Here is a 24,134-nt window from a genome sequence, read left to right on the forward strand (position 1 = left end):
TATATTCGGATATACCTATACGAGCAGGCCTTGACCGTGTCAGTCCCTTTCTCACCTCCAACCCTATTCAAATGCCTGGCCGATGCCACTCGCGTGCGAATGACCTTGCTGATCCTGCGCGAAGGCGAACTTTGCGTGTGCGAACTGATCCACGCACTTGACGACAGCCAGCCGAAAATCTCCCGCCACCTCGCGCAACTGCGCAACTGCGGGTTGCTGCAGGATCGTCGCCAAGGGCAATGGATCTACTACCGCATCAATCCGGCACTGCCCGACTGGGTGACTCACGTGCTGGACACCACCCTGCAAGCCAACCAGCCATGGTTGCAAAACGACGCGCTGCGTCTTGATGCAATGGGCGACAGACCACAACGAGCCAGCACCTGCTGTTGAGCCATCGGAGCGTTTATTCATGCTTGTCGCAATTGCGATTTTTATCTTCACCATCATCCTGGTCATCTGGCAGCCCAAAGGCCTGGGTGTCGGTTGGAGCGCGACCCTGGGCGCGATCCTCGCACTGGCCTGCGGCGTGATCAGCCTGGCGGACATCCCGGTGGTGTGGCACATCATCTGGAATGCCACCGGCACCTTTGTCGCGCTGATCGTCATCAGCCTGTTGCTGGACGAGGCCGGGTTCTTTGCCTGGGCTGCGCTGCATGTGGCCCGTTGGGGCCGTGGTCGCGGCCGGCGGTTGTTTGCCTACATGGTGCTGCTGGGCGCGTTGGTGTCGGCGCTGTTTGCCAATGACGGCGCGGCACTGATCCTCACGCCGATTGTGATGTCGATGCTGCTGGCGTTGCGTTTTTCTCCGGCGGCGACCCTGGCGTTCGTCATGGGCGCGGGGTTTATCGCCGACACGGCGAGCCTGCCGCTGGTGGTGTCGAACCTGGTGAACATTGTCTCGGCGGACTATTTCAAGATCGGCTTCAATGAATACGCAGCGGTGATGGTGCCGGTGAACCTGGTCAGCGTCGCCGCCACCCTGGCGGTGCTGTTGTGGTTTTTCCGCCGCGATATTCCGCAGACCTACGACCCGGCGGACCTGGCGGACCCGGCCAGCGCCATTCACGACCGCGCCACTTTTCGCGCCGGCTGGTGGGTGCTGGGTATCCTGCTGATCGGCTGCTTTGCCCTGGAACCGTTGGGGATTCCCATCAGCGCGATCTCTGCGGTGTGCGCGGTGTTGCTGCTGGTGATCGCCGCCAAAGGCCACAAGATCTCCACGCGCAAAGTGCTCAAGGAAGCGCCCTGGCAGATCGTGATCTTTTCCCTGGGCATGTACCTGGTGGTCTACGGGCTGCGCAACGCCGGGCTGACCACTTACCTGGCGACCTGGCTCGACACCTTCGCCGCCTACGGCGTATGGGGCGCGGCGATGGGCACCGGGGTGCTGACGGCATTGTTGTCCTCGGCAATGAACAACCTGCCGACCGTGTTGATCGGTGCGCTGTCCATCGAATCCAGCCATGCCGCGGGCGTGGTCAAGGACGCGATGATCTACGCCAACGTGATCGGCAGCGACCTCGGCCCGAAAATCACCCCCATCGGCAGCCTGGCCACCCTGCTGTGGCTGCATATCCTGGCGCGCAAAGGCATCACCATCACTTGGGGTTACTACTTCAAGGTCGGCATCGTCCTGACCTTGCCGGTGTTGCTGATCACTCTCGCCGCCCTCGCCTTGCGTCTTAGCCTCTGAAGGACATACGCCAATGAAAGTCTTGTTCATGTGTACCGCCAACAGCTGCCGGAGCATTTTGTCCGAAGCGATGTTCAACCACCTGGCGCCAGAAGGGTTTGAGGCGGTCAGCTCCGGCAGCTTCCCCAAGGGCCAGGTGCTGCCCCGCAGCCTGAGCACCTTGCAGGCGGCGGGCATCCGCACACAGGGCTTGTACAGCAAGGGCAACGACGCCTTTGAAGGCAGCCCGCCGGATGTGGTGATCACGGTGTGCGACAAGGCCGCCGGTGAAGCCTGCCCAGTGTATTTCGGCCCGGCGCTGAAGGCGCACTGGGGGTTGGCAGACCCTTCGGATGTCGACGGCGACGAGGCGAGCATCCAAGCCGCATTCGACGCCACGCTGCGCACCATCGCCACACGCTGCCGGGCGTTTTTCGCGCTGCCCTTTGCCGACCTCAACCCTGGCGAACTGAAAGCCGAACTCGAGCGCATTGCGCTGTTGCAGGCGGAGTAACCATGAGTACCCTGCCCAATCTGGACGCGTCGTTAATCACCTCCGGCCCGCTCGATTCGAGTCGGCCGCCGCGCATTCTGCTGCTCTACGGCTCAACCCGCGAACGCTCGTTCAGCCGCCTGCTGGTGGAAGAGGCCGCGCGCCTCTTGCAGCACTTGGGCGCACAAACGCGCATTTTCGACCCGAGCGGCTTGCCATTACCCGATGATGCCCCGCGTGAGCATCCGAAGGTGCAGGAGCTGTTGGAACTGATGCAATGGTCGGAAGGCCAGGTCTGGTGTTCCCCTGAACGACACGGTTCGATGTCGGCGGTGTTCAAAGCGCAAATCGACTGGGTGCCGTTGTCCCTGGGCGCGGTCCGCCCGACCCAGGGCAAAACCCTGGCGGTGATGCAAGTGTGCGGCGGTTCCCAGTCCTTCAACACGGTCAACCAACTGCGCGTACTCGGGCGTTGGATGCGTATGTTCACCATCCCCAATCAATCCTCGGTGCCCAAGGCGTTCATGGAGTTCGATGATCAGGACCGCATGAAACCCTCGGCGCTCTATGATCGCGTTGTCGACGTGATGGAGGAACTGGTGAAGTTCACCGTGCTGCTGCGTGATCGTCCGGATTTGGTCGACCGCTACTCGGAGCGCAGGGAAAGCGCCGAAGAACTGTCGCAACGGGTCAATCAACGGTCGATCTGAGCCTGGCTGACGGCGTATGCTCACGTCCATCCCATGACTGAGCCGACCCCATGAGCACCCTGCAACACGCCTGGCTGGGCGACTACGAAATCAACAGCGTCCACTGCTCCGGCCTGACCTTTGCCCGCCACAGCCACGACGAATGCGTGATCGGCGTGAACCTGATGGGCGAAGAAAACGTGTGGCTGGACCGCCGCGAATTCGTGGCTGGGCCAGGCGCCATCACCTTGTACAACCCCGGGCAGATTCAGGGCGGCGGTGCGGCGGAAGGCGCGCCGTGGCAGTTTGTCAGCCTGTACGTCAGCGCCGAGCAATTGGCCGCCGACCTGGGGTTGGCGCATGTCGAATTCGATCGATCGTTGTGTTTCCAGCCGGATCTGGCGCGGCGCCTGGCGGCTGTGGCAAAAGGCGCATCGAGCGGCGACGTTCTGGTCCGCGAGCTGAACGAAGACGCCCTGGTTGTGCTGCTGGGAGAAGTGGTCCGCCTCAGCGGCGTGCGCTTGCCCGGCAACGCGGCAGCCGGCAAAAGCCTGATCGGCCGCGCCCAGGAATTGCTCGCCGCACAGTTGCATCAATCGCTGCCCCTGGACCACCTCGGCGAGGCGCTGGGGTTGTCCAAGTTCCACCTGCTGCGCACCTTTCAAAAAGAGACCGGGCTCAGCCCTCGCCAGTGGGCCATGCAATTGCGCACGCGCCGCGCCAAAGGCCTGTTGCGCAATGGGATGGCGGCCGGCGAGGTCGCCCATCAGCTCGGTTTTGCCGACCAGAGCCACCTCAACCGGCACTTCCGCGCCGCCTATGGCCTCACGCCTGGCCGCTATCAGAGTGTGGCGAAACGCTGAACAGCACAATCTGGTCCAAGACAACGCGTGCGTGCGCCAGCACACTGCCCGCCATCACTTGATGGAGCATAGGGATGCTGGCGATCTTCTTTTACGCACTGGTATTCGGTTTTGTGTTTTGCCTGTCCCCCGGCGCAGTGCTGGCGGAGACCTTGCGCCGTGGTTTGCAACACGGTTTCACCCCGGCGTTGCTGGTGCAGGTCGGTTCGCTGGTCGGCGATGCGGTGTGGGCCGTGATCGGCCTGACCGGCATCGCGCTGTTGATCCAGCATGACGCCGTGCGCGTGCCGCTGACCCTCCTCTGCGCGCTCTATCTCGCCTGGCTCGGCGTGCGCAGCCTGCTCGACGCCTGGCGTTTGCCCGCAGCCGACAGCGCACCGGCCGGCTCCGGCACGAATGCGCTGGCGGTGGGCGCAGCCATTTCGCTGGCCAACCCGAAGAACATTGTGTACTGGGGGGCATTGGGCAGTGCGTTGTCGGGCATCGTCGGGGCTACGCCCAGCCACACGCAGACGCTGATGTTTTTCGGCGGTTTCATGCTGGCCTCGGTGCTGTCGTGTTTTCTGACGGCCGCACTGGTCAATCTGCTGCGCAAGAACGCCTCGCCGACCTGGCAACGCATCAGTTACGCGGCATGCGGTGTAGTCTTGATCTATCTCGCCGTTCTCGCCGCGCAAGGCATATGAAGTTATATATGCCCGGTAACTTGTGAATATGTTTTATCTGAATAGACTCTGAACACTTGGCATTTTAATTAATCATGCGTTGACATTCCGCAACTGGCTGAGTAGATTGCCCCTGCCCGCAACTGGGGCCTTTTTTAAACCTCACAAAAGAAGCCAATGGACACAGTATCTAGTCGCTGTCCGAGCACCGCGTTGGCGGGCATCGGGCGCCCAACCCAGAAGATGACAGGACTTGCCTCTCCGGTCCGGTAAGCTGCGCTAGAGCTTGTGCTCCACCGTAACTGCCTCGCCGGTCGCCCGTCCGGTCCCGAGGTGTGTTATGACCTTCCAAACCTTTGTTGTAAAAGATGTACGAACGCTGGCCGCGACCCTGCGGGCCAAGCTGTGCCGAGCGCCCGCAGGCGTTTGTGTTGCCCGCCCGGCCTTTGCCGTACCCTCCCCTCGAATGCGCCCGGCCCATCCGCTGGCGCGCTGGCGTGCCTGCCCGACGACTGGCCGACTGCAGCAGCATTGGGCTCACGCCGCCCCTCAAGACCCACAGAGACGTAACGTTTCCAACCTGGCTGAAGCCCGCCTGATGCCCGCTCTTTACCTGGGCACTCGCGCCGCTTGACCGCTTGGAAACAGCAACTTTCTGATCAATACCCTGGAGTTCTTTTATGAACCTTTCCAGTAGTAGCCCGCTGCGCGCGCAGTAACTAACGCGCACTTAGCGGGCCCATTGAAAGTTATTCAACACCTTATTTGAACCGATCGCGAAGTCCGCGGCTCGGCATGCTTTCGCTCGCCTGTCATCAGGTCAGTACCGGGTATGTTTTGTCGAGAACTGGCGACAGGAGTACACACCATGAGCGCCGTAAAAAAACCGCCACAGCCCAACAAAAACCGCACCGACGCCGACGCTCGGCTATCAATGCGGGCCGCCCGCGAAGCCCATAACGGCCTGTCGGCCACCCTGGCCAATGTGCGAGCCACTCTGGATGGCCTGACCGAGTTGGATGCCACTGCACGCCTGCAACAGCAAGGCCATAACGAAGTCGCCCATGACAAGCCGCCTCACGCATTCATCCAGTTCCTGCAGGCGCTGAACAATCCGTTTATCTATGTGCTGCTGACGCTGGGCGCGATCAGCTTCGTCACCGATTACTGGTTGCCGTTGCAGGCCGGTGAAGAAGTCGACCTGACCAAAGTCATCATCATCATGACCATGGTCCTGCTCAGCAGCCTGCTGCGGTTCTGGCAGGAGCACCGTTCGGCCAAATCCGCCGAAACGCTCAAAGCCATGGTCCGCACCACCGCCACCGTACTACGCCGCGAACAGGTCGGCGCCCAGCCAACCCTGCGCGAAGTGCCGATGCGCGAACTGGTGGCCGGCGATATCGTGCAGCTGTCGGCCGGCGACATGATCCCGGCGGACATCCGCCTGATCGAGTCGCGTGACCTGTTCATCAGCCAGGCGGTGCTGACCGGCGAAGCCTTGCCCGTGGAAAAATACGACACGCTGGGGGACGTGACGCAAAAGTCCGCCAGTACCCTTGCCGCCGACCAGGGCAACTTGCTCGACTTGCCGAACATCTGCTTCATGGGCACCAACGTGGTCAGCGGCCGCGCCAAAGCCGTGGTGGTGGCCACCGGACCGCGCACCTACTTCGGCTCGCTGGCCAAGGCGATTGTCGGCTCCCGGGCGCAGACCGCGTTTGATCGCGGCGTGAACAGCGTCAGCTGGCTGCTGATCCGCTTCATGCTGGTGATGGTGCCGATCGTGTTCTTCCTCAACGGCTTCTCCAAGGGTGACTGGGGCGATGCCTTCCTGTTTGCCCTGGCGGTCGCCGTCGGCCTGACCCCGGAAATGCTGCCGATGATTGTCAGCGCCAACCTGGCCAAGGGCGCCACCGCCATGGCCAAGCGCAAAGTGGTGGTCAAGCGCCTCAACGCGATCCAGAACTTCGGCTCGATGGACGTGCTGTGTACCGACAAGACCGGCACCCTGACCCAGGACAAGATCATCCTCGAGCACCACGTCAACGCCTTTGGCCAGCGTGACGACGCGGTGCTGTCGCTGGCCTGGCTCAACAGCTATCACCAAAGCGGCATGAAGAACCTGATGGACCAGGCCGTGGTGCAGTTCTCGGCACAAAACCCCAAGTTCCAGGCGCCGTTTGCCTACAGCAAGGTCGATGAATTGCCGTTCGACTTTGTACGCCGTCGCCTGTCAATTGTGGTCAAGGACGCCGCCGGCGACCATCTGCTGGTGTGCAAGGGTGCCGTGGAAGAGATGCTGAGCATTGCCACCCACGTGATCGAAGCCGGCGCCGCGGTGCCGCTGGATCAGCGGCGTCGCGAGGCGTTGCTGGCGATTGCCAATGACTACAACGAAGACGGCTTTCGCGTGTTGGTGGTGGCCACCCGCAATATCCCGAACGCGTTGGCGCGCCGGCAGTACACCACCGCCGATGAGCGCAACCTGGTGATCCAGGGGTTCCTGACCTTCCTTGATCCACCGAAGGAAACCGCAGGCCCGGCGATTGCGGCGCTGCAACAGATCGGCGTAGCGGTAAAAGTGCTGACCGGCGACAACGCGGTGGTCACCAGCAAGATCTGCCGCCAGGTCGGCCTCGACCCAGGCCAGCCGCTGCTCGGCGTGGACATCGAAGCAATGGACGATGCGACCCTGCTGCGCCGCGTGGAAGAGCGCACGGTGTTTGCCAAGCTGACACCGCTGCAGAAGTCGCGGGTGCTCAAGGCCCTGCAAGCCAACGGCCACACTGTCGGTTTCCTCGGTGACGGTATCAACGATGCGCCGGCGCTGCGCGATGCCGACGTGGGGATCTCGGTGGACAGCGGCACCGACATCGCCAAGGAATCGGCCGACATCATCCTGCTGGAAAAGAGCCTGATGGTGCTGGAAGAAGGCGTGCTCAAGGGCCGCGAAACCTTCGGCAATATCATGAAGTACCTGAACATGACCGCCAGCTCCAACTTCGGCAACGTGTTCTCGGTGCTGGTGGCCAGTGCGTTCATTCCGTTCATGCCGATGCTGGCGATCCACCTGCTGCTGCAGAACCTGATGTACGACATCTCCCAACTGGCCTTGCCGTGGGACAAGATGGACAAGGAATACCTGGCCAAGCCACGCAAGTGGGACGCGAAGAACATCGGCCGCTTCATGCTGTGGATCGGGCCAACCTCGTCGATCTTCGACATCACCACCTTTGCGCTGATGTGGTACGTGTTCGCCGCCAACAGCGTGGAGATGCAGACCCTGTTCCAGTCCGGCTGGTTCATCGAGGGCCTGCTCTCGCAAACCCTGGTGGTGCATATGCTGCGCACCCGCAAGATCCCGTTCTTCCAGAGCACCGCGGCATGGCCGGTGTTGCTGATGACCGGTGTGGTGATCGCCCTGGGGATCTATGTGCCGTTCTCGCCGCTCGGCACCCTGGTGGGCCTGCAACCGCTGCCGCTGGCGTACTTCCCATGGCTGGCAGGCACCTTGCTCAGCTACTGCTGCGTGGCTCAACTGATGAAGACGATCTACATCCGCCGCTTCAAGCAGTGGTACTGATCACTCCCGCCGTTCAGACGGTGGCGGTCGCTCGGCTGCCACCGTGCATTACAAGGATTTCAAGCATGCGCGTGTTGATCTGTGCAGGTCGTCATTACGCCGACACCCAACGTTCCCGCCACGTGCTGGACGCTTACCACCGCCTGCGCCCGGTGCAGGTATTGATCCACGGCGGCAACCAGTTCCTCGGCAGCGAGATCGAGGAGTGGGCGCGGGAAATCGGCATCGACGTGGTGCGTTATCCGCCCAATTGGCAACGCCACGGCAAGCAGGCGGAACGCCAGCGCAACCATTTCATGCTGACCGACAGCCGCCCTGATGTGGTCATCGCCCTGCCCGGTGGCGATGACACGTCAGAGCTGGTCTGTCAGGCCAAAGCCAGCGGCATTTCGGTGCTGACCGTAGAAAGCTGAATTCAAGCGAGGCACAACATGTACAAAAAACACCGCCAACCCTCTGAAAGGGTTACCCGCTATCGAGGCGCTCGCCATACCCTCTTGTTGTTACCGCCAGCCAAACGGCGGGCGTTACGGCGCAACCTGATGTTTATCGGGCTTACACTCAGCGTCGTCCTGCTCATCAGCTTACTCTCGAAGGCCTTCGCGGCAGGGGGCGCTTATGCAGTCGACGACGGCGCGATCAATACGCCGGGCGAATGCAACGTCGACGCCTGGTACAGCGCCCACCGACACGACGGCGGCACGCACAATGAGACACTGTCGCCTGCCTGCACCTTCGAGGCCCTGCCCGCCGTGCAATGGGGCGCGGCATTGTCACGGGCCAACCGCGAGACGCAAGTGAGCCCGCAAGTGAAGGCGCAGGTAATGTCACGTCAGGACCTGCGCCTGGAGATAGCCGTGTCCGCCAGCGCCCACGTTGCCCTGGACCGGCGACATGCGTTTGATGGCGCGGACTTCAACGTGCCGTTGACGTGGCAACCGCTGGAGCCCCTGCGACTGAACCTGAATGCCGGCTGGACCCACGCGTATGATGACGGCGAGCAAAACCAGCGTCTCACATGGGGCGCCGGCGCCGAATATCGGGTAGCGCACTCGTTGACGCTGATTGTCGAGCGCTACGGCCAAAAAGGCGCTGAGCAGGCCTGGCAAGCGGGGCCGCGGTTCCACCTTGGGCCGTTGATCGACGTCGATGTGGTGGTTGGGCGCAGCCTGGTCGCTGAACGCGCGCAATGGTTGACCACCGGCGCCACGTTGCGTTTCTAGGCGTCACGCCTTCGCAGGGATGGCGTCCTCTGGCGGAACCCGATGACCGCGAGGTGGGCACGCCTTATGATGGCGCCATCGCGCCGCCCAGACAGAGAGAAAGCCCGTGAACCGTATCGAACAGATCGCCCTGATGGCGACCTACAACCAGTGGATGAACCGTAAAGTCTACGACGCGGCCGCGAAGCTGACGGACGCCGAACTACGGATGGACCGCCGCGCATTTTTCGGCTCGATCCTCGGCACGCTGAACCACCTGACACTGGGCGACACCGTGTGGCTCAAACGCTTTGCCCAGCACCCCGCCAGCCATGCGGCGCTGGCACCGTTAAGCGGCATTGCCGCCCCCACCGATCTCAAGCAACTGGCCTTCGCCGACCTGCACGAACTGGCCACCCACCGCACCTGGCTGGATCGACTGATCATCGACTGGGCGCAAAGCCTGCGCGAGCCTGACCTCGACCTGCGCCTGCATTACCACAACATGCGCGGGGTCGCGGCAGACAAGCCGTTCTTCGGCCTGCTGGTGCATTTTTTCAATCATCAGACCCACCACCGGGGCCAGCTGACGACACTGCTGACCCAGGCCGGACACGATGTGGGCGATACCGACCTGCTCGCGCTGATCGACTGAACTCAGCGGGCGCTGAACTCGGCGTAAGCCTGCAACAATCGTGGAAAATCCTCCGGCCCGGGCAATTGTGCAAAGTGCTCGACCGCCGGCGTCGTGGCCCAAGGCAATTTCTCGCTGGTCCAGGTTTCCATGAACGGCGGATAATCCTCGGCATTCTCCAGCATCGTCGCACGCACATTGACGAACTCATCGATGCCATGGGGCCGTGTAAACAGCCAGCTCATGCAATGGGGGCAAAAGTAATGGCGGTCCACGCCATGGATGCCGCCGATCACCGGGCAACCCTGGGTCACGGTGAACGCGCTGGCGGGAATCAGCGCACTGAGGGAGAACGCGCTGGCGGTCATCTTCTGACAACCGGTGCAATGGCAAGCCATGGTGATCACGGGGGGCTGGCTCACACTGAAGCGCACGCGGTTACAACGGCAACTGCCTTCACGTGGCAGGTTTTCGACGCTCATCACTCACTCCTTTTTATGACTGGACTTGAGGCAGAGTAACGTCGAGCCTTGCTGTTGAGAAGGGCCAGGCCCGTAAACCGAACGCTGCGACCAGCGCGGGGTCGTAATTGTAGGTGTCGGGATCAATCGCAGCCCGCCCTCCCCGCGTGCATTGTGGATCTGCAGATGCGCGTACCCCCAAGAAGGAGACGCTTACATGGTCATTCACTTCAAAGTCGCCGGGCACTTAGCCTGCGGCCATCACGGCAGCAGCCTCCCCTCCAGCGCCGAGCTGAACCGCGTCAAATGCCGAACCTGCCGCAACACCGAGGCCTACAAGGAAGCGCGCCGCACCCAGCGCAACGCCGCCCGCCGAGCTTCGCGCGCAGCCAAGACCCACACCTCCAGCGACTGGCGCAGCGCCTGGGCGCAACACTTAACCGACCTGCCAGGGTTGCAGCGCCTGCCACGCGGCTTCAGTGGTCAGCCCTTCGTGTAATCCCAAACAGCAGAAGCCCCGGTTGCGCCGGGGCTTGGTTCTGCTGAATCAATCACTCAGTCATCATTGATTGGACCCCGGCCTGCCACGCGCCTTGCGCACCGACAGCGTGGCCGCATAGGCCAGCGCCTGCTCGCGGGAATCGAAGGACGCCAACCGGTCCTGAGCCGTACACACCCGCCACGGCCCGAAATTGACCTGCACGATGTCATACCCATTCAGATGCAGCTTCTTGAGTGTTGGAGCGCTCATAGTCACCTCGCTTTTCCTGAGATTTCCAAGCGTTGCACGGCCTACCTTACACCTGCATCCAGCGCCGTTGCGGACCGCATGTCGCAGCGGCTTATGCCCAAGGCCGCCACTGCTGAGTCGTCCACTCTGAAGCAGCGTGACGGCGTATTGCCGCACCTGTCATTTATGAGGCGTATTCGCCGGCCCTGGGAATCTTCGGCTTGTGCTCAAAAGCCGATGTAGATCACTGATCTATCGAGCTTTTTCATCCCGGTGTTTGTGCAAGAAAGGCAACCTCCGACCTTGCGCCCTGACGCCCGGATCTATATATTCCCAACCCTGCTGCACCGCGCTGCCGCCCGAATGGCGAAACTGGTAGACGCATGGGACTTAAAATCCCCCGCTCGTAAGGGCGTGCCGGTTCGATTCCGGCTTCGGGCACCATAGATATCAAGGGCTTGCATGATGAACTTCATGCGAGCCCTTATCTTTTTTGTTCCGCAATTTTCAGACCTGGTCCGCAACTCTCCATTCCCCGGCGTCCTGCCGACCGAACACCAACGCCTATTTTGAAACACTCCTCACATACGCCGGGCACACCCACAGCGCGATCAATCCTTGATCGCCGTCACCGGTGATGGCGAGAATTCGTTGAGCACTCGGTGACGGATGGTCCAGGCCACGGCGATCTGTCCGTCCAGACCTGCACCACGGGCCTCACGCCAAAGGGGGCGCGCCAAGATGTCCCGGTCTGTTCCGGTTGCAGTCAGACTTTTCTCCCTACGAAAATACCCCGCACAACGGCGGAGATTAGAGGTGAACAGCAGCTTGGTTTACGTGGGCGCGCGGTGCAGTACCAAGATGAATATTGGCAATACAGCTATTGCGACAACGAGTTCCCGCACCGTTATTATTTGACAGCCTCTAGATGGGGCACATCGCTATCATCTGCGCCAAATTACGCATAGCAGAAGGAACGCGTTAATCGTGTTGAGACCCGCCAAAACTACCAATCGCCACGGATGGGTTTGGGTCTACAGAAAAATCAGACACCTTGGATTCTCTCGTTTTACTGCTTTTTACAGGGTCAGCCTCTACGTTCTACGAGGAGATACCGGAACTTTCAGGTTCAAGTATGGCTGGCAAAAATTCCGCTTCCGCCGTTAATTACGGATGGCGCCGGGCTTAAAGGTTCACGCCCGACACGTGCCCTCATGCGAACTTAAAATCCCCCGCCCGTAAGGGCGTGACGGTTCGATTCCGGCTTCGGGTACCATGGATATCAAGGGCGTGCATGATGAACTTCATGCAGGCCCTTAATGTTTGCGCTCCGCAATTTTAGGCCTTGCTCCGCAACTCCCCTCTCCCTGCGTCCTGCCGACCAAACACAACCCCCTCATTGACGCATCGACTCGCAACTCCGCTCTCCGGTCGGCGTGCTTGAGCGCATTGATGACCTAGACGCTTGGTCACGCTGGCGAAGGCATAATGCCCCGCCTACCCACCGCTTGCCGTAGCAGAGCGGTACCGGGTTACCAGATGCAGTGGTGTTCTTGAGGCCGCAGGCCTAGGGGCTGAGCATCCAGCGCAATCTTCCACACAGCACATGAACGATGCCCGACACACCGTTATCAATATCCGTATGTCGTTCCCTCGTTGGTTTGGCAAGACTGTAGCCCAAGGTATGCTGCCGGACCAAAAAGCCGTGGCTGATCAGCGCTGATTGATTTCAATCTTCTGTGTGGGATCGGGGCTGTATTTTTGGCGCGTCAACTGCGGATCACCCTTGGCCAGACAGAAGAAGTAAATCTCAGCCTCACCGCAACCGCCGTGTAATGCACATTCACTGGCCTGCATGTGATCAAGCAGGATTTCTCGGCCTTGGGACTCGCAGAATGTGTTCGCCTCTTTGAGCGCCTGCCCCTTCGCGGACGCAGGTCCGCCAAAAGGTACCCGGGTTGAAATCGTGTACGTATCAGGCCCGACCTTCATCGGCCCACTGTCCGCACAGCCCGCGAGAATTAGCGCAGACAAAACCGTCAGCCAAGCTTTCATTGTGGTCCTCCCCAGGAAAGTGTCGACTGTACCCCCCGCCTGGCCAGGCATCCAGCGTGGACGGAATGCCAGTAACCAACAATGCTCTCAGCGTAGTAGCGTTGTGCCTATCTGAAATGCCAAGGAACGGTAATGCCACATCGCCTCGCGAAGTTGAAAGCTGCACTCAATCAGACACCAAACGACTCTTACGAGCAGTTTCAGCTTCTGAGAGATGGTCTCCTAGCGTCCCTGGTGGATTGGCCTGTACAGAAATGGGATGTAGCTGATGAGCATTTACCAACAGACCAATGCGCCTCTCAAAACTCAAGAGACTGGCTCAACGCATTGACAATTGTACTGGGCCAAGAGCTCCCTGCGAACAAGTTAGAAGCGACTCCTGAGCGGCTGAAAAGTATCTTGATGTTGACGCCGATGATTTCAATTTAAAACAAGAAGTCGCCGAGCAGAATGCTCTCAACCCTCACGCGCAAGGCTACGAACGAGATGCTTGCCAGCACCGTCGGGCCCGGCACGCGAAATAGCCACTCCAAGCTCCCAACCCGCCGGCCACCAACATCTGCAGCGGCCATTGATCGAGCGGTTGGAACTGCAGCGCACGGGCCACGCCTAACAGATAGCGCGTGATGAAAATCCCCAGGATTACCAACAGCGGCACCCAGCTCCCACGCACTATCAGTCGAGCCGAACTGTCATCCCACTTCACGAAACCGCCATCCATTATCCGCGAAGCGATCATGCAGACGGCGACAAGCCCCACGAGCCAACACCCAATTGCGGCGATCCAATACCGGGTGTACTGAAAAACTCCCAACAGGGACAACATGAGCATGCCAATGGGCAACAGCAAGGCGAGGCTGAATCGCACCCGTCGTGTGCGTGTTTGCATCAGCCCCAACGCGCAGAGCACAAAAAACAAACCGAAGACCCATCGCGGCGTGTAGCTGAGGATTTCCATCACAGTCAGTTGCGCAACCTTGGCATTGGCAGTCGCGGGCGTTGTCGGTTGTCCGGATAGCGGGATTTCGTCATCAGGCGCAATGAACGCAACGAGCGTGGACAACAAGCGCTCATGCACCGCTTGGCGATCCACACCGGCCTTGTCCACACAGAGCGGAACGTCATTGACCTTGGCGTCATGATGGCAAACGGAGAGAAAAACAAAGTGCCCCTCTCCGCCTTCCAACAACAATGTTTTTACGTAAGGAATCGCGGCCGCATAACGGGCACCCTGACTGTTCCAAAGCAAAAAATCATCGTGGAGAGCCCCCACCACCAGCGCTGGAACTCGCGAGCCCGCCATGGATTGCTCAAGTAATGCTGGCCCTAGGGCGGGGTCCAGCAGAACGATTTTCCTGACCCTGGAGTCGCGATAGTTACCGTTGAACAATGAGATAAATGAACTTGGCGCGCGCTTGATGTCGTGGGCGTAAGAACACGAACGGTCGCCCTCTGCTTGCCCGGTACCGCAATACTGCGCGAACGCCTGAAGGTCAAAGCGTGCTCCCACCAGCAATGCAGCCGTCTGGCCACCGGCGGAGTGGCCAATGACGATGGCATCGTCCCAGGAGACTTGTTTTTGAAAGGGGCTCAGCTTTTTCAGCGCATCCAATACGCGCGACACATCCAGGGCCCGCTCCCACACCATACCGGTCGCTCGGAAGGTCTGTGTCTGCTCCCCGTAGACCCGGGACTCACCGAAATGATTGAGACCTATGACGATATATCCCTTGGCTGCCAAGCCGTCACCGATCCAGGCGTAATCGTCTGACGCGCCCATACTGCCATGCGAAACGACGATGACCTTGTGAGCAACCGCTGACTCATCAAGGCACAGCCCCGACGTTTCTGGGGAACATACGCCTTCGGGATACCAGATAGCCACGCGTATTGGCCGCGCTGCATCTGGTGCGCCAAGATCCATCACGACGTCTCGAACCTGACCGTTGCATACCATCGACAACAGTGACAGTACAGAAACAGCCAGCAGATATAGCCACCGCGTCAGCATATCCATCCTTGATATCAAAAACGCTGTCAGCTCTAACCGGTAAAGCAAGCGCAGGCTTAGTACTCGATTGAGGTGCGTGACATATTTTGCCCATCGTCTCGTTACGAAATGACGATGCAAATCTTACCGTCACCAATCATCGGGGGATGACCGAGGCGCTTTGCTCCCCGCAATTCCCCCTCTCCCCCGGCTTCCTGCCGAATCTACTACCATGCTGCTTACTCTACGCAGGCACACCGAGGCAAAACTCAGACCCGCGATCCTCCTCACCCCCTAAAAAATCGCCGCTAACCAGTTCGTCCTTGGACTTTGTAGCGCAAGGTTCTGAACTTACCGCCCAATACATCTATTACAAACAAATACCCCACGACAATCACATTATTCTTCCGTGCATTTTTCTTGCGCCTGACCGCTTCGGCTCGAGAGATGAAACCCACCCCGCCGCACCGGCCCACCTGTTCTTTAGTGAAGTTGAGAGTCATCCCTATTTGACTCACAAATCCTGCAGCCAGGTGGAAAACTTAGTTACGCGAAGTATTAGCATTTACATCATTACACTCAGACCTAAATACCGATAAATAGGCACTTTTATAACTCATCGCACCTTGCTTTAATTAAGGCAGACGCCTTACCCTCCAACCCCGATAAAAAGCGCAACCAGTACTAAGTAGTGGCGCGTCTTGCCGCGCGAGACGAGTATCAATTTCAATTAGAGAAATACACATGAATCATCAACAGATCTCTGAACAATCTGAAGACGAGGGATATAGTCAAGTCGCCCGCGCGGCGGCAGCCTCGCGATGCACTTGGATGAGCGTCATCGTCAATATCGCGCTGTCGTGCACACAGATTGTCGTAGGCGTGATGTCAAAATCCCAGGGGCTTGTAGCCGATGGTATTCACTCGCTATCAGACTTGATCGCCGATTTCGTAGTGCTGTTCGCCAGCCACAAAAGCAAGGAGGACGCCGACGAAGGTCACCCCTATGGGCATCTGCGTTTCGAGACCGCCGCATCCATGGTATTGGGCATACTGTTGTTGATCGTGGGCGTGGGCATGATCGGTTCTGCAGTGTTCAAGCTTGAAACCCCTGAATCGATTCCAACGGTACACATTGCGGCCTTATGGGTTGCCATCGCAGCGCTGGTGGCCAAAGAGCTGCTGTTTCGCTTTATGCTGCGGGTGGCCAAAAAAGTTAAGTCTAGTCTGTTGGTTGCCAATGCCTGGCACGCAAGGTCCGACGCCGCCTCCTCCTTGGTTGTCGGCATAGGTATTGTGGGCAATCTGGCGGGCTACCCGATTCTTGACCCGATTGCTGCGCTGGTTGTTGGAGGCATGATCGCCAAGATGGGTTGGAGTTTCACTTGGGATTCATTGCACGACCTGATGGACCGATCGGCTGATGAGCAGGAAGTCGAAACTATCCGCAATACGCTTAAAAATACCCCCGGCATTAAAGGTGTACATGATCTACGCACTCGAAAAATGGGGGACATGATCATCGTCGACGCTCACATCGAAGTGGATGCCTCAATTACCGTTGAGGAAGGTCATGCCATTGCAGTTTGCGCAAGGGAAAATGTGATGCAGATTCATCGTGTTTTGAATCTTATGACGCATGTAGATCCCTGGCACCGCCCCGACCTTGATCATTAACCTGGTGCGACGCCGGCAACACGATCCGCCGACAGGGATAGTGCAAAAGCAACTCGCCAAGCATCACAGACATATCACGAAATTTTCACATAACACTTGAATGCCCAAGTACCGAAACAAACTTAAGTCTGCGAAATACTCTCAATTATTTTTATTCATGAGCGCTTTAACTAGAACGCTTAAATATTGAAATAACATGCCGATAGCATTAACTCAAACCACCGTCACTTAAGGGGATTCACATGGCATCGGCAATCACTGGGTCGACACAGATCGCGCAACCGCAACCCGTAGCAATCAAACCTCAAGTCCGGCCAGCCATGCCGGCGGACAGCGACGGCGATCATGACGGTAGCACTGCAAGCAAAGTCGAACAGCCCAAAGCAACTTCAGGATCGGTAGGTACACGAGTCAACACGACTGCGTAACGGTCAGCTGACCCAAGAGGAGGGACAACCCCCTCTGCGTCTTTGAAGGTTTTCCATTTGGCCCGTGCGCGGGCCTTTTTTGTGAGCCAACGCATGGCTCAACCAATCCGTGAGCCAGGTGTTTATCGATCAACCCGGCCACCTCTGACGGGTGGGTAAAGCCCTGGCGGTTGGCCTGTCTATTTCGGCCGCTGCACGAGCTAGCAGATCATCCGTGCTGGCGACTGAACGGGTTGGCGGCACATCGCCAAAGCCTGGCCATCCGAGATGAAACTTCTGAGCCTTAATGCTGAGACACTCGGTTTTGAGATTCGTACTACCCCCAACCCCATGCTTTCTCACGGCACTAAACAAGCGCAAGTTCGCGTCATCGACAGGAGCAGAACCGAGTGTATTGGCTGGGGTGGCTACCAGGGGCGCCGGAGTGAATTATTACTTTTTCAACAACAATGCTTTCCAGTCTTTGGGATTTATCAAAATCGCCATAGGCATAAACTAGACCCAGCTTCCAAACAAAGCGACGAAGCGCGAATCCATAGGGTCCAAGCAAACCACCCACCCGCGCCTCGTAGAGCCTTCGGCCATAGCCAATCCGACTGAAGACGTAAATCGTTTGCATCGTTGGGACACTGAAAAAATGAAACTGTTTAAAATGTTGATTGCTGCTTCTTTTGTAATGCTGGGTAGCCAGATGGCGTTTGCCGATGAGCCTGCCGTTGAGCAATACAGCTACAGCTCGCACCTCGACATCGCCAAAGTGGTTCACATGGACTCCATCCCTGACAATGTCTGTGCCGTAGTCCCTGTCCAGATGACCTACCTGGACCACCAAGGTCACGAACACGTCATGCAATACAGTGTCATGGCTAACGGTTGCTCCAACAGCTAACAGAGTCCCGACAAAGCCTGCCTGATGGCAGGCTTGTTAAAACGCCCCACTGGGGCAAGCTGGGGGAAGTTCCCAGCACTATTTCCCGCCCTCTGCATCGGTGATGCAGACTAACCCCGCCCAGTGCGGGGTTTTTTATGCGCCGACAAAACCAAGCCAAACCCAAGGAGCGCCAACTGCTGAAGCGGCGCTGCTCGATGAAAAGGCCTGGAACACGTCCAGGCCTTTTTCGAGTCGAACAACACTCGATTGCGTTCTATCAGCCAGATTGATCGGGTGTCACGTCATCCCGAGGTTGAGCCTGCTCTAAGTTACGGTCTCCGGTATCCTCCAACGCCATCCGCCTATTCGATACGACGGTATCCAAGTTGTTGACATGGATCGCCTTGTTCCACCTGACTGAACTTACATCGTATTTAGCGGCAAGTGCTTTGACCTGCACCAAACAAACTAACGGCGAAGTCTCTTCACGGCTGCCGCCTTCGGCAATAATTGCAAATTTCCACGCATCAAGATCCATCATCTGTTGGGCTCTGACGCGTCGGACCTTCTTGTGGTCGCTCTTTATATAATGTATCTCGTAATCTGCCTGCATAAGTACCTGGCATTGTCTTTGATTATCACTCTTGCGTTGAATGTGCCGCGACGGAGCCCCTCAGCTTTTGAAGTGACAATCAAGCCAGTGGTCCAGCTCAGAGGCGGAATGGCGTTCGCGCGCGGGCACGTGGGCCAGGCTTTCCGCGACTTGGAGTCTATTTTCCGGGCTCGTGTCATAGCCTCTGGTTATTAAGAAGATCTCAATATACTCGAATGGACTAATGACTTTATTGTCGCCCACGAGAACCGCTTTTACATTGGCTTTTTCGTGAAACTGGTTTTTATACGTATATTCCAATTGGCTCACCTTTTTAAGAGGGAATTTATTTCCCTACTTCAAATATGATCCTGTTTTTTCGGATTGACTCCAAAGTCAGCTATTTTATTTTTTAATGGTGAGTGATTTAACAGTCAAAAATGTAACGTTCTTTATATGGCTCTTCAGCGCACAAAAACAGGAGTCCCGCGTGGCGCTGTCGTCGATAGTCGGGAAGTTCGATATACCCAATCAACAACGACCTATTGAGGCACTCTCCAGTATCCGGCACACTCCCGCGACTCTTGGAAAAAGGAATTCACCGATGCCATTCTCATTGGAAGAAAGAACAGCGTTGCTCGCACTCAAGGGGGTAGGCCCCACGGTGATTACCCGGCTTGAACAGATGGGCATTGAATCGCTGGACACACTCAGCCAATCCAACGTGGGGGACATCCTCGCCCAAGCCTCCGCGGCATTGGGCTCGACGTGCTGGAAGAACAGCCCACAAGCGCGCGCTGCCATCACTGCGGCCGTGGCGCTTGCGAGACGCAACCCGCAGCGGTAAACGCGTTCAATCGCCTCCCGCAGGGGTTGCTTGCTGACTACCTGCGCGGTCTAGCGTGGCTTCATCGCAGACAGCACGATTGATTCAACGAGACGCCGAGCAGCGACGAACTTGTGTTCGCTTGGCGTATTCCACTCGTTGTAGAGCACCGGGCCTTTGTCACTCACCCAGACATCGCCATCTTTCAGAATGCGGAACGCCCAGATTTCTGGCCACGCCTCTCTCCCCTGCTCGTCCAGCGTGTGCTTGCGAAGCACCACGCGACCAAAGGTGCCGCTGCCCTCATTGGCATAGAGCAGATTCGCTCTGATCAGGCCGAAATGGCCTTCAAGCTGGAAGTAACCTTCTGGCGGAACGGTAAAGCTCACGCCAAAACGGCTGTGCGTAGATGTGAAGAGTTCAGAAAGACGCGTTCGCAGGCCTTCAGTGTACTTGGCGACTTGCTCGATATCCTGGACGACAGGTCCGATACCGTTCAGCGACTCTTCAGCATATGCATCAAACAACATGGTCGGGTTTCCTTTATGGCTGGATGAGCGTCGTGTCGGGTTGCCCTCAACCCGTGTGCCAACCTGCACCCAACCAGTTTGGCGGCTCGGTGCCGGTCATCACTTGATCTGCGCTAAAGCATCGGCGAACTGCTGACCACCCGCAACGCCAACCCTTCATACGCGTCCAGGGTAATGGTGAACGCCCCTTCGGCCGTCAGATCGCCCTCGACCCGTTCATTGATGATGTCCACCACCGGCCCCGGCGCGATATTGGGCAGGTGCAGGGTTTCGGTGATCGGCGTGCTGCCGAAGTTCAACGCGGTGATTTGTGTGCCTTTACCGGCCGGCAGTTCGTGGACCATGACCAACAAGCCAGGATGTTCGACGTCCGGCACCAGGATCTGGCGACTGGCCGCGATGTCATAGGCACGGCGCACAGCGAGGATTTTCTGCAACTGGGAGGCGAACGAGTCCGGGTCCTGCAATTGGCGGTTGAGGCTGCCGTACAGGGTTTTCGAACGCGGCATCTGCCCCGCCGAAAGCTCGGCCTGCGGGTTCAGGTCCACCAGGTCGTAGGCGCCGCGGTGTATCCAGCGGGTATCGCCATCGGCCATCAGGTGCGCGACGTCATCCGCCGCCAACGGCAATGCCCCGACCAGGTCCCAGCCGGACAAGGCGAACACGCCGGGCTGCATGGCGTTGTACATCACCAGGAGCAAATGGATCTGGCGAATCTGCTCGACATCGGCCGGCGTGATCGTCGCAAGGTCACGAATGCCGAGGGCTGCCGTGATGATGCTGGCGGTGGTGCAGGACACGCCATTGGTGACGAACTTGAGGTTGTACGGCGCATGTTCGCCGGCCAGGCGCTCGTACATCTGCTCGCGGATATGCTCGCGCAGGATGTTGCCGGGAAATGTCTGACCCTGGTAGAGGAAACTGTCATGGGCATGCAGGGTCCAGAAATGCACGAGTTCCAGGGTCAGTTCGTCGTGGTTTTGCAAGGCATGGATCAGCGAGCCGGGGTCGATGCCGAGGTTGTGCATCTGGCGCAGCATCAGGCGCAGGAACTCGGTGTCGCCCATCAGCAACGCATGCTGATAGGCCGGACGCGTGATGAAGTCGTAGGAGAGATCAGCACCGCCGTGGGACATCGACGCGATGTCGTCCAGCGTCAGGTTCAGTTCCTGGAAGCTGAAACCGCCGGCCTTGCGAATCGCGCCGCCAAGCAATTGATTACCGGTGATCGACAGCGGATGGCTTTCCGACCAGGCCGTGCCGTCGAGCTTGCGCTCCACTCCGAGGAAACCGTTGGCGTCCAGGCGCAGGATCTTGGCGCCCATCACATCGATCGCGTGCAGCGCATCGCCAATGATCATCTGCTGCGCGGCGAAGGATGGATCGAGCCAGTTAAGCGACGGCTGGCCCTCCTTGAAGTAATGCAGGTAGACCCAGCGCCGCGGCTTGCCATCGACGCCGATGACCACCGGGGTGGTGCTCCAGTCGGTTTCCTTCACGCCAGGCTCGAAGAAAATCACCCGCTGCAACTGGCCGACGATGTAGTGTTTATCGCGCAGCGCGTCCACCTGCAGCGGGCTGAGGTTCTGGGCATCGCGCCCGTCGGCGACCTCCGGCAGCAACGGCCAGTCTTCCTCGCGGATTTCCACCATGTGGTAGAGCCCCGGGTAGTCCTCGTAGGCCATCTCGGCCAGACGGAAATCCGCGCCCTTGCCGGTGTGCGAGGGGATCACATCGTCGATGATCACCGCATTGTGAGCCGCCGCCATGCGTGTCAGCGCCTGCAACTGCGCCTCGGTGCCCAACTGCGGGTCGATGTCGAAGCTGATGCGGTCGAAATTGCCATCGATGGTCGGCGTGTGTTCCGTCCCGGCCAAGCCGCCGGACTTTTTCAGCGGACCGTTGTGAATACCCTGGATACCGATCTTCGACAAGGCATGCCACAGCGCCTCATCGCCCAGCGCTTCGAGCACCGTGCCGTTTTCACGGGTGACAATCGACGCCGGGTACGCGGTGAACCACACCGACGACAAGGCCGAAGCGTCACGCGGCCGGGTATGTGCATACGGCTGTTGCCACAGGCGCCCTTGCCCCGAATAGAGCTTGGCGCGCTGGCGCGCCGCGTGCAGCATCGACTGTTGCACCAGCCAGTTCACATGATCGTTGTCAGCCGCCGTCATAAGCCCATTACCTGTCGTCGTGAAAAGGTTACTCGTAAGCATAGGAGCGGCGAGCGGGGCTATTCGTTGCATCGCAATGCCGGCGGTTAGCCCAACTGGCGGTACTGCCTCGGGGTAAATCCCGTCGACGCCTTGAACTGGCGGCTGAACGCACTGTGGTCGGTGTAACCGCACTGCAGCGCGACGTCGGTGATCGGCAGGTCGCGGTGCAGCAAGCGATGGGCGTGCTCCAGGCGCACTTTCTGGATCATCTGCCGCGGCGTCAGGTGGAACACGCGCTTGCAGTAGCGCTCCAGCTGCGCCACCGAGATCCCGGCGATACGCGTCAGTTCGCCCAAGGTCACGCGCCGATTGAAGTGCGTGCGAATGTGCGCGTCCACGGCGGCCAGGCGTTGGTAGGCGGGGTGGGTTTCGCTGGCCGATTGCAGGTCGACGGAAATGCCGGCCAGGCCGATGATCTGCCCGACGTGGTTGTACAGCGGCCACTTGTGGGTCAGGCACCAGCCCGGTTCGCGGCTCCCGTAGAGATGCAACTCGAGCTGATCCTCCAATACAAACCCCTGCTCCAGCACGCGCCGGTCCTGCTCGGTATAACCCGGCCCCAATTGCGCGGGGAACACCTCGGCGCTGGTTTTGCCGAGCAACGGTTGCAGTTGCTTGAGCCCGCAACGCTGCACCAGGGTGCGGTTGGCGAGCACATAGCGGGCGTCGAGATCCTTGATGAAAATCGCGGCATTGGGGATCACGTCGAGCATCGGCAGCAGTTGCATGACGCCGGCCAATAACTGCTCGATGCTCTGCGGGCGATTCGCCTCGCGCCCTTGGCACAGGGCTGCAAACGCACTCTGCAACATCACTCCGCCCCCCTCTTTGCGCCTCGACGTCCAGCAGATTGCCCCATGCACGGGATGCTGTCGAGCGTAGAAAACTGTGCTGAATTCGTCATCCAACCCGGCGCAAAACATCAATCGTCGCAGCGCTGACGCGTTCACGATATGGCCACTGCATGCCTATCCCATCGGCCAGGCTCACCCCTGAACGGAGCGTGTCATGAAACGACTGCACGTCATCGACTCTCACACCGGCGGCGAACCCACGCGCCTGGTGATGGACGGATTCCCCGCACTGGCCGGCAACAGCATCGCCGCGCAACTCGACAACCTGCGCACCCACCACGACGCATGGCGCCGCGCCTGCCTGCTGGAACCGCGTGGCAACGATGTGCTGGTGGGCGCCTTGTATTGCGCGCCGGTCACACCGGGCGCCACCTGCGGCGTGATCTTCTTCAACAACGCAGGCTACCTCGGCATGTGCGGCCACGGCACGATCGGCCTGGTTGCCTCGCTGCACTATCTGGGGCGCATCGAGCCAGGCGTACACACCGTCGACACGCCCGTCGGGCCGGTGGCGGCCACACTCCATGCAGACGGCGCCGTGACCCTGCGCAACGTGCCCGCCTACCGTTTTCGCCAACGGGTAGCGGTGGAAGTGCCGGGGCATGGCGTGGTCCATGGCGATATCGCCTGGGGCGGCAACTGGTTCTTCCTGGTGTCGGAGCACGGCCAGGCGCTGCAGATGGATAACGTCGACGCCCTGACCGACTACACCTGGGCGATGCTCAAGGCCCTCGAACGCCAAGGCATCTATGGCGAAGACGGCGCACTGATCGATCATATCGAGTTGTTCGCCGATGATGCCCATGCCGATAGCCGCAACTTTGTCATGTGCCCGGGCAAAGCCTACGACCGCTCGCCCTGCGGCACCGGCACCAGCGCCAAGCTCGCCTGCCTGGCCGCCGATGACAAACTCGCGCCGGGTGAAACCTGGGTACAAGCCAGCATCACCGGCAGCCAGTTCGAAGGCCGCTATGAATGGGACGGCGAACGCGTGCGCCCGTACATCACCGGTCGCGCCTACATGACCGCCGACAGCACCCTGCTGATCGATGCGCAGGACCCTTTCGCCTGGGGCATCTGAGCCCTGCATGGTT

The 24,134-nt window shown here is 59.2% G+C and carries 26 protein-coding genes, 1 tRNA gene and 1 pseudogene; 17 read left to right on the forward strand and 11 right to left on the reverse strand.

From position 1 onward, the window contains the following. The first annotated feature begins 36 nt into the window (after positions 1 to 36). The 10 genes from C8K66_RS02685 to C8K66_RS02735 all read left to right on the forward strand — a co-directional run bounded on the left by C8K66_RS02685 (position 37) and on the right by C8K66_RS02735 (position 9,825). The gene (locus C8K66_RS02685) at positions 37 to 393 is read left to right on the forward strand and encodes a metalloregulator ArsR/SmtB family transcription factor (protein ID WP_057004218.1); all 357 of its coding nucleotides are present in this window, start codon (positions 37 to 39) and stop codon (positions 391 to 393) included. 19 nt (positions 394 to 412) lie between these two features. Then, positions 413 to 1,696, forward strand: coding sequence for an arsenic transporter (locus C8K66_RS02690; protein WP_108524188.1), 1,284 nt, complete (start codon positions 413 to 415; stop codon positions 1,694 to 1,696). A gap of 13 nt (positions 1,697 to 1,709) precedes the next feature. Next, positions 1,710 to 2,189, forward strand: a complete 480-nt coding sequence (locus C8K66_RS02695) for an arsenate reductase ArsC (RefSeq protein ID WP_046383550.1) — start codon at positions 1,710 to 1,712, stop codon at positions 2,187 to 2,189. A gap of 2 nt (positions 2,190 to 2,191) precedes the next feature. Next, complete coding sequence (arsH, locus tag C8K66_RS02700; protein WP_108524189.1) at positions 2,192 to 2,878, forward strand: arsenical resistance protein ArsH; 687 nt, start codon at positions 2,192 to 2,194, stop codon at positions 2,876 to 2,878. Between the two features lie 50 nt (positions 2,879 to 2,928). Further along, positions 2,929 to 3,720 carry an AraC family transcriptional regulator gene (locus C8K66_RS02705; protein WP_108524190.1) on the forward strand — a complete coding sequence of 264 codons (792 nt, stop codon included), beginning with the start codon at positions 2,929 to 2,931 and terminating at the stop codon, positions 3,718 to 3,720. 74 nt (positions 3,721 to 3,794) lie between these two features. Continuing rightward, complete coding sequence (locus C8K66_RS02710; RefSeq protein ID WP_017846331.1) at positions 3,795 to 4,406, forward strand: LysE family transporter; 612 nt, start codon at positions 3,795 to 3,797, stop codon at positions 4,404 to 4,406. An 847-nt stretch (positions 4,407 to 5,253) separates the two neighbouring features. Continuing rightward, complete coding sequence (gene mgtA / locus C8K66_RS02720; protein WP_057004183.1) at positions 5,254 to 7,968, forward strand: magnesium-translocating P-type ATPase; 2,715 nt, start codon at positions 5,254 to 5,256, stop codon at positions 7,966 to 7,968. Positions 7,969 to 8,033: 65 nt separating this feature from the next. Then, positions 8,034 to 8,381 (forward strand): DUF2493 domain-containing protein, encoded by a 348-nt coding sequence (locus tag C8K66_RS02725; protein WP_046383555.1) that lies wholly within the window; start codon positions 8,034 to 8,036, stop codon positions 8,379 to 8,381. An 18-nt stretch (positions 8,382 to 8,399) separates the two neighbouring features. Then, entirely contained in the window at positions 8,400 to 9,191 is a 792-nt protein-coding gene (locus C8K66_RS02730; RefSeq protein ID WP_046383556.1) for a hypothetical protein, read from the forward strand. Positions 9,192 to 9,297: 106 nt separating this feature from the next. Continuing rightward, complete coding sequence (locus C8K66_RS02735; protein WP_046383557.1) at positions 9,298 to 9,825, forward strand: DinB family protein; 528 nt, start codon at positions 9,298 to 9,300, stop codon at positions 9,823 to 9,825. A gap of 2 nt (positions 9,826 to 9,827) precedes the next feature. Here C8K66_RS02735 and C8K66_RS02740 read toward each other — a convergent pair whose 3' ends face one another. Further along, entirely contained in the window at positions 9,828 to 10,286 is a 459-nt protein-coding gene (locus C8K66_RS02740; RefSeq protein WP_046383558.1) for a GFA family protein, read from the reverse strand. Positions 10,287 to 10,482: 196 nt separating this feature from the next. On the opposite strand from C8K66_RS02740, the gene C8K66_RS02745 reads away from it, so the two are divergent. Further along, positions 10,483 to 10,764: a hypothetical protein gene (locus C8K66_RS02745; protein ID WP_046383559.1), complete on the forward strand. Its 282-nt coding sequence runs from the start codon at positions 10,483 to 10,485 to the stop codon at positions 10,762 to 10,764. A gap of 63 nt (positions 10,765 to 10,827) precedes the next feature. On the opposite strand, the gene C8K66_RS02750 is transcribed toward C8K66_RS02745, so the two are convergent. Beyond that, positions 10,828 to 11,016: a hypothetical protein gene (locus tag C8K66_RS02750; RefSeq protein ID WP_046383560.1), complete on the reverse strand. Its 189-nt coding sequence runs from the start codon at positions 11,014 to 11,016 to the stop codon at positions 10,828 to 10,830. Positions 11,017 to 11,352: 336 nt separating this feature from the next. Between C8K66_RS02750 and C8K66_RS02755 the strand changes: the two genes are divergently transcribed. Beyond that, positions 11,353 to 11,439 (forward strand) — tRNA-Leu (locus tag C8K66_RS02755). Positions 11,440 to 11,645: 206 nt separating this feature from the next. Here the strand turns inward: C8K66_RS02755 and C8K66_RS02765 are convergent. Both C8K66_RS02765 and C8K66_RS02780 read right to left on the reverse strand, forming a co-directional pair. Continuing rightward, positions 11,646 to 11,765 (reverse strand): annotated as a pseudogene (locus tag C8K66_RS02765) (cell wall hydrolase); the annotation flags it as partial. A gap of 943 nt (positions 11,766 to 12,708) precedes the next feature. Next, a complete protein-coding gene (locus tag C8K66_RS02780; RefSeq protein ID WP_046385301.1) occupies positions 12,709 to 13,050 on the reverse strand; it encodes a hypothetical protein in 342 nt (113 codons plus the stop codon). Positions 13,051 to 13,182: 132 nt separating this feature from the next. On the opposite strand from C8K66_RS02780, the gene C8K66_RS02785 reads away from it, so the two are divergent. Then, positions 13,183 to 13,479: a hypothetical protein gene (locus tag C8K66_RS02785; RefSeq protein WP_046383561.1), complete on the forward strand. Its 297-nt coding sequence runs from the start codon at positions 13,183 to 13,185 to the stop codon at positions 13,477 to 13,479. A 46-nt stretch (positions 13,480 to 13,525) separates the two neighbouring features. Here the strand turns inward: C8K66_RS02785 and C8K66_RS02790 are convergent, their stop codons facing one another. Continuing rightward, on the reverse strand, positions 13,526 to 15,067 hold the full coding sequence (locus tag C8K66_RS02790) for a DUF6622 family protein (RefSeq protein WP_108524191.1): 1,542 nt from the start codon (positions 15,065 to 15,067) through the stop codon (positions 13,526 to 13,528). 717 nt (positions 15,068 to 15,784) lie between these two features. Between C8K66_RS02790 and C8K66_RS02795 the strand changes: the two genes are divergently transcribed. Then, positions 15,785 to 16,717 (forward strand): cation diffusion facilitator family transporter, encoded by a 933-nt coding sequence (locus C8K66_RS02795; protein ID WP_046383563.1) that lies wholly within the window; start codon positions 15,785 to 15,787, stop codon positions 16,715 to 16,717. 795 nt (positions 16,718 to 17,512) lie between these two features. Here the strand turns inward: C8K66_RS02795 and C8K66_RS30940 are convergent. After that, on the reverse strand, positions 17,513 to 17,911 hold the full coding sequence (locus tag C8K66_RS30940; protein ID WP_169865381.1) for a hypothetical protein: 399 nt from the start codon (positions 17,909 to 17,911) through the stop codon (positions 17,513 to 17,515). Here C8K66_RS30940 and C8K66_RS02800 point away from each other — a divergent pair. Further along, the gene (locus C8K66_RS02800) at positions 17,798 to 18,034 is read left to right on the forward strand and encodes a DUF2790 domain-containing protein (protein WP_169850573.1); all 237 of its coding nucleotides are present in this window, start codon (positions 17,798 to 17,800) and stop codon (positions 18,032 to 18,034) included. The two genes, C8K66_RS30940 and C8K66_RS02800, sit on opposite strands and share 114 nt — an antisense overlap. Positions 18,035 to 18,293: 259 nt before the next feature. Here the strand turns inward: C8K66_RS02800 and C8K66_RS02805 are convergent, their stop codons facing one another. Both C8K66_RS02805 and C8K66_RS02810 read right to left on the reverse strand, forming a co-directional pair. Further along, a complete protein-coding gene (locus C8K66_RS02805) occupies positions 18,294 to 18,557 on the reverse strand; it encodes a hypothetical protein (RefSeq protein WP_126589485.1) in 264 nt (87 codons plus the stop codon). 132 nt (positions 18,558 to 18,689) lie between these two features. Beyond that, positions 18,690 to 18,929, reverse strand: coding sequence for a hypothetical protein (locus tag C8K66_RS02810; protein WP_108524192.1), 240 nt, complete (start codon positions 18,927 to 18,929; stop codon positions 18,690 to 18,692). Positions 18,930 to 19,212: 283 nt separating this feature from the next. Here C8K66_RS02810 and C8K66_RS02815 point away from each other — a divergent pair, with 283 nt between their 5' ends. Next, the gene (locus tag C8K66_RS02815) at positions 19,213 to 19,455 is read left to right on the forward strand and encodes a Pathogenicity locus (RefSeq protein WP_046383567.1); all 243 of its coding nucleotides are present in this window, start codon (positions 19,213 to 19,215) and stop codon (positions 19,453 to 19,455) included. Positions 19,456 to 19,505: 50 nt separating this feature from the next. Here C8K66_RS02815 and C8K66_RS02820 read toward each other — a convergent pair whose 3' ends face one another. The 3 genes from C8K66_RS02820 to C8K66_RS02830 all read right to left on the reverse strand — a co-directional run bounded on the left by C8K66_RS02820 (position 19,506) and on the right by C8K66_RS02830 (position 22,998). Then, positions 19,506 to 19,964, reverse strand: a complete 459-nt coding sequence (locus C8K66_RS02820; protein WP_057004187.1) for a hypothetical protein — start codon at positions 19,962 to 19,964, stop codon at positions 19,506 to 19,508. 113 nt (positions 19,965 to 20,077) lie between these two features. Further along, positions 20,078 to 22,144: a maltose alpha-D-glucosyltransferase gene (gene treS, locus C8K66_RS02825; RefSeq protein ID WP_108524193.1), complete on the reverse strand. Its 2,067-nt coding sequence runs from the start codon at positions 22,142 to 22,144 to the stop codon at positions 20,078 to 20,080. Between the two features lie 86 nt (positions 22,145 to 22,230). Further along, a complete protein-coding gene (locus C8K66_RS02830) occupies positions 22,231 to 22,998 on the reverse strand; it encodes an AraC family transcriptional regulator (RefSeq protein WP_108524194.1) in 768 nt (255 codons plus the stop codon). Positions 22,999 to 23,194: 196 nt separating this feature from the next. On the opposite strand from C8K66_RS02830, the gene C8K66_RS02835 reads away from it, so the two are divergent. Next, positions 23,195 to 24,121, forward strand: a complete 927-nt coding sequence (locus C8K66_RS02835; RefSeq protein WP_017846347.1) for a 4-hydroxyproline epimerase — start codon at positions 23,195 to 23,197, stop codon at positions 24,119 to 24,121. Positions 24,122 to 24,134 lie beyond the last annotated feature (13 nt).

The sequence above is a fragment of the Pseudomonas sp. GV105 genome, from assembly GCF_003058185.1.
GTDB classification, from domain to species: domain Bacteria; phylum Pseudomonadota; class Gammaproteobacteria; order Pseudomonadales; family Pseudomonadaceae; genus Aquipseudomonas; species Aquipseudomonas veronii.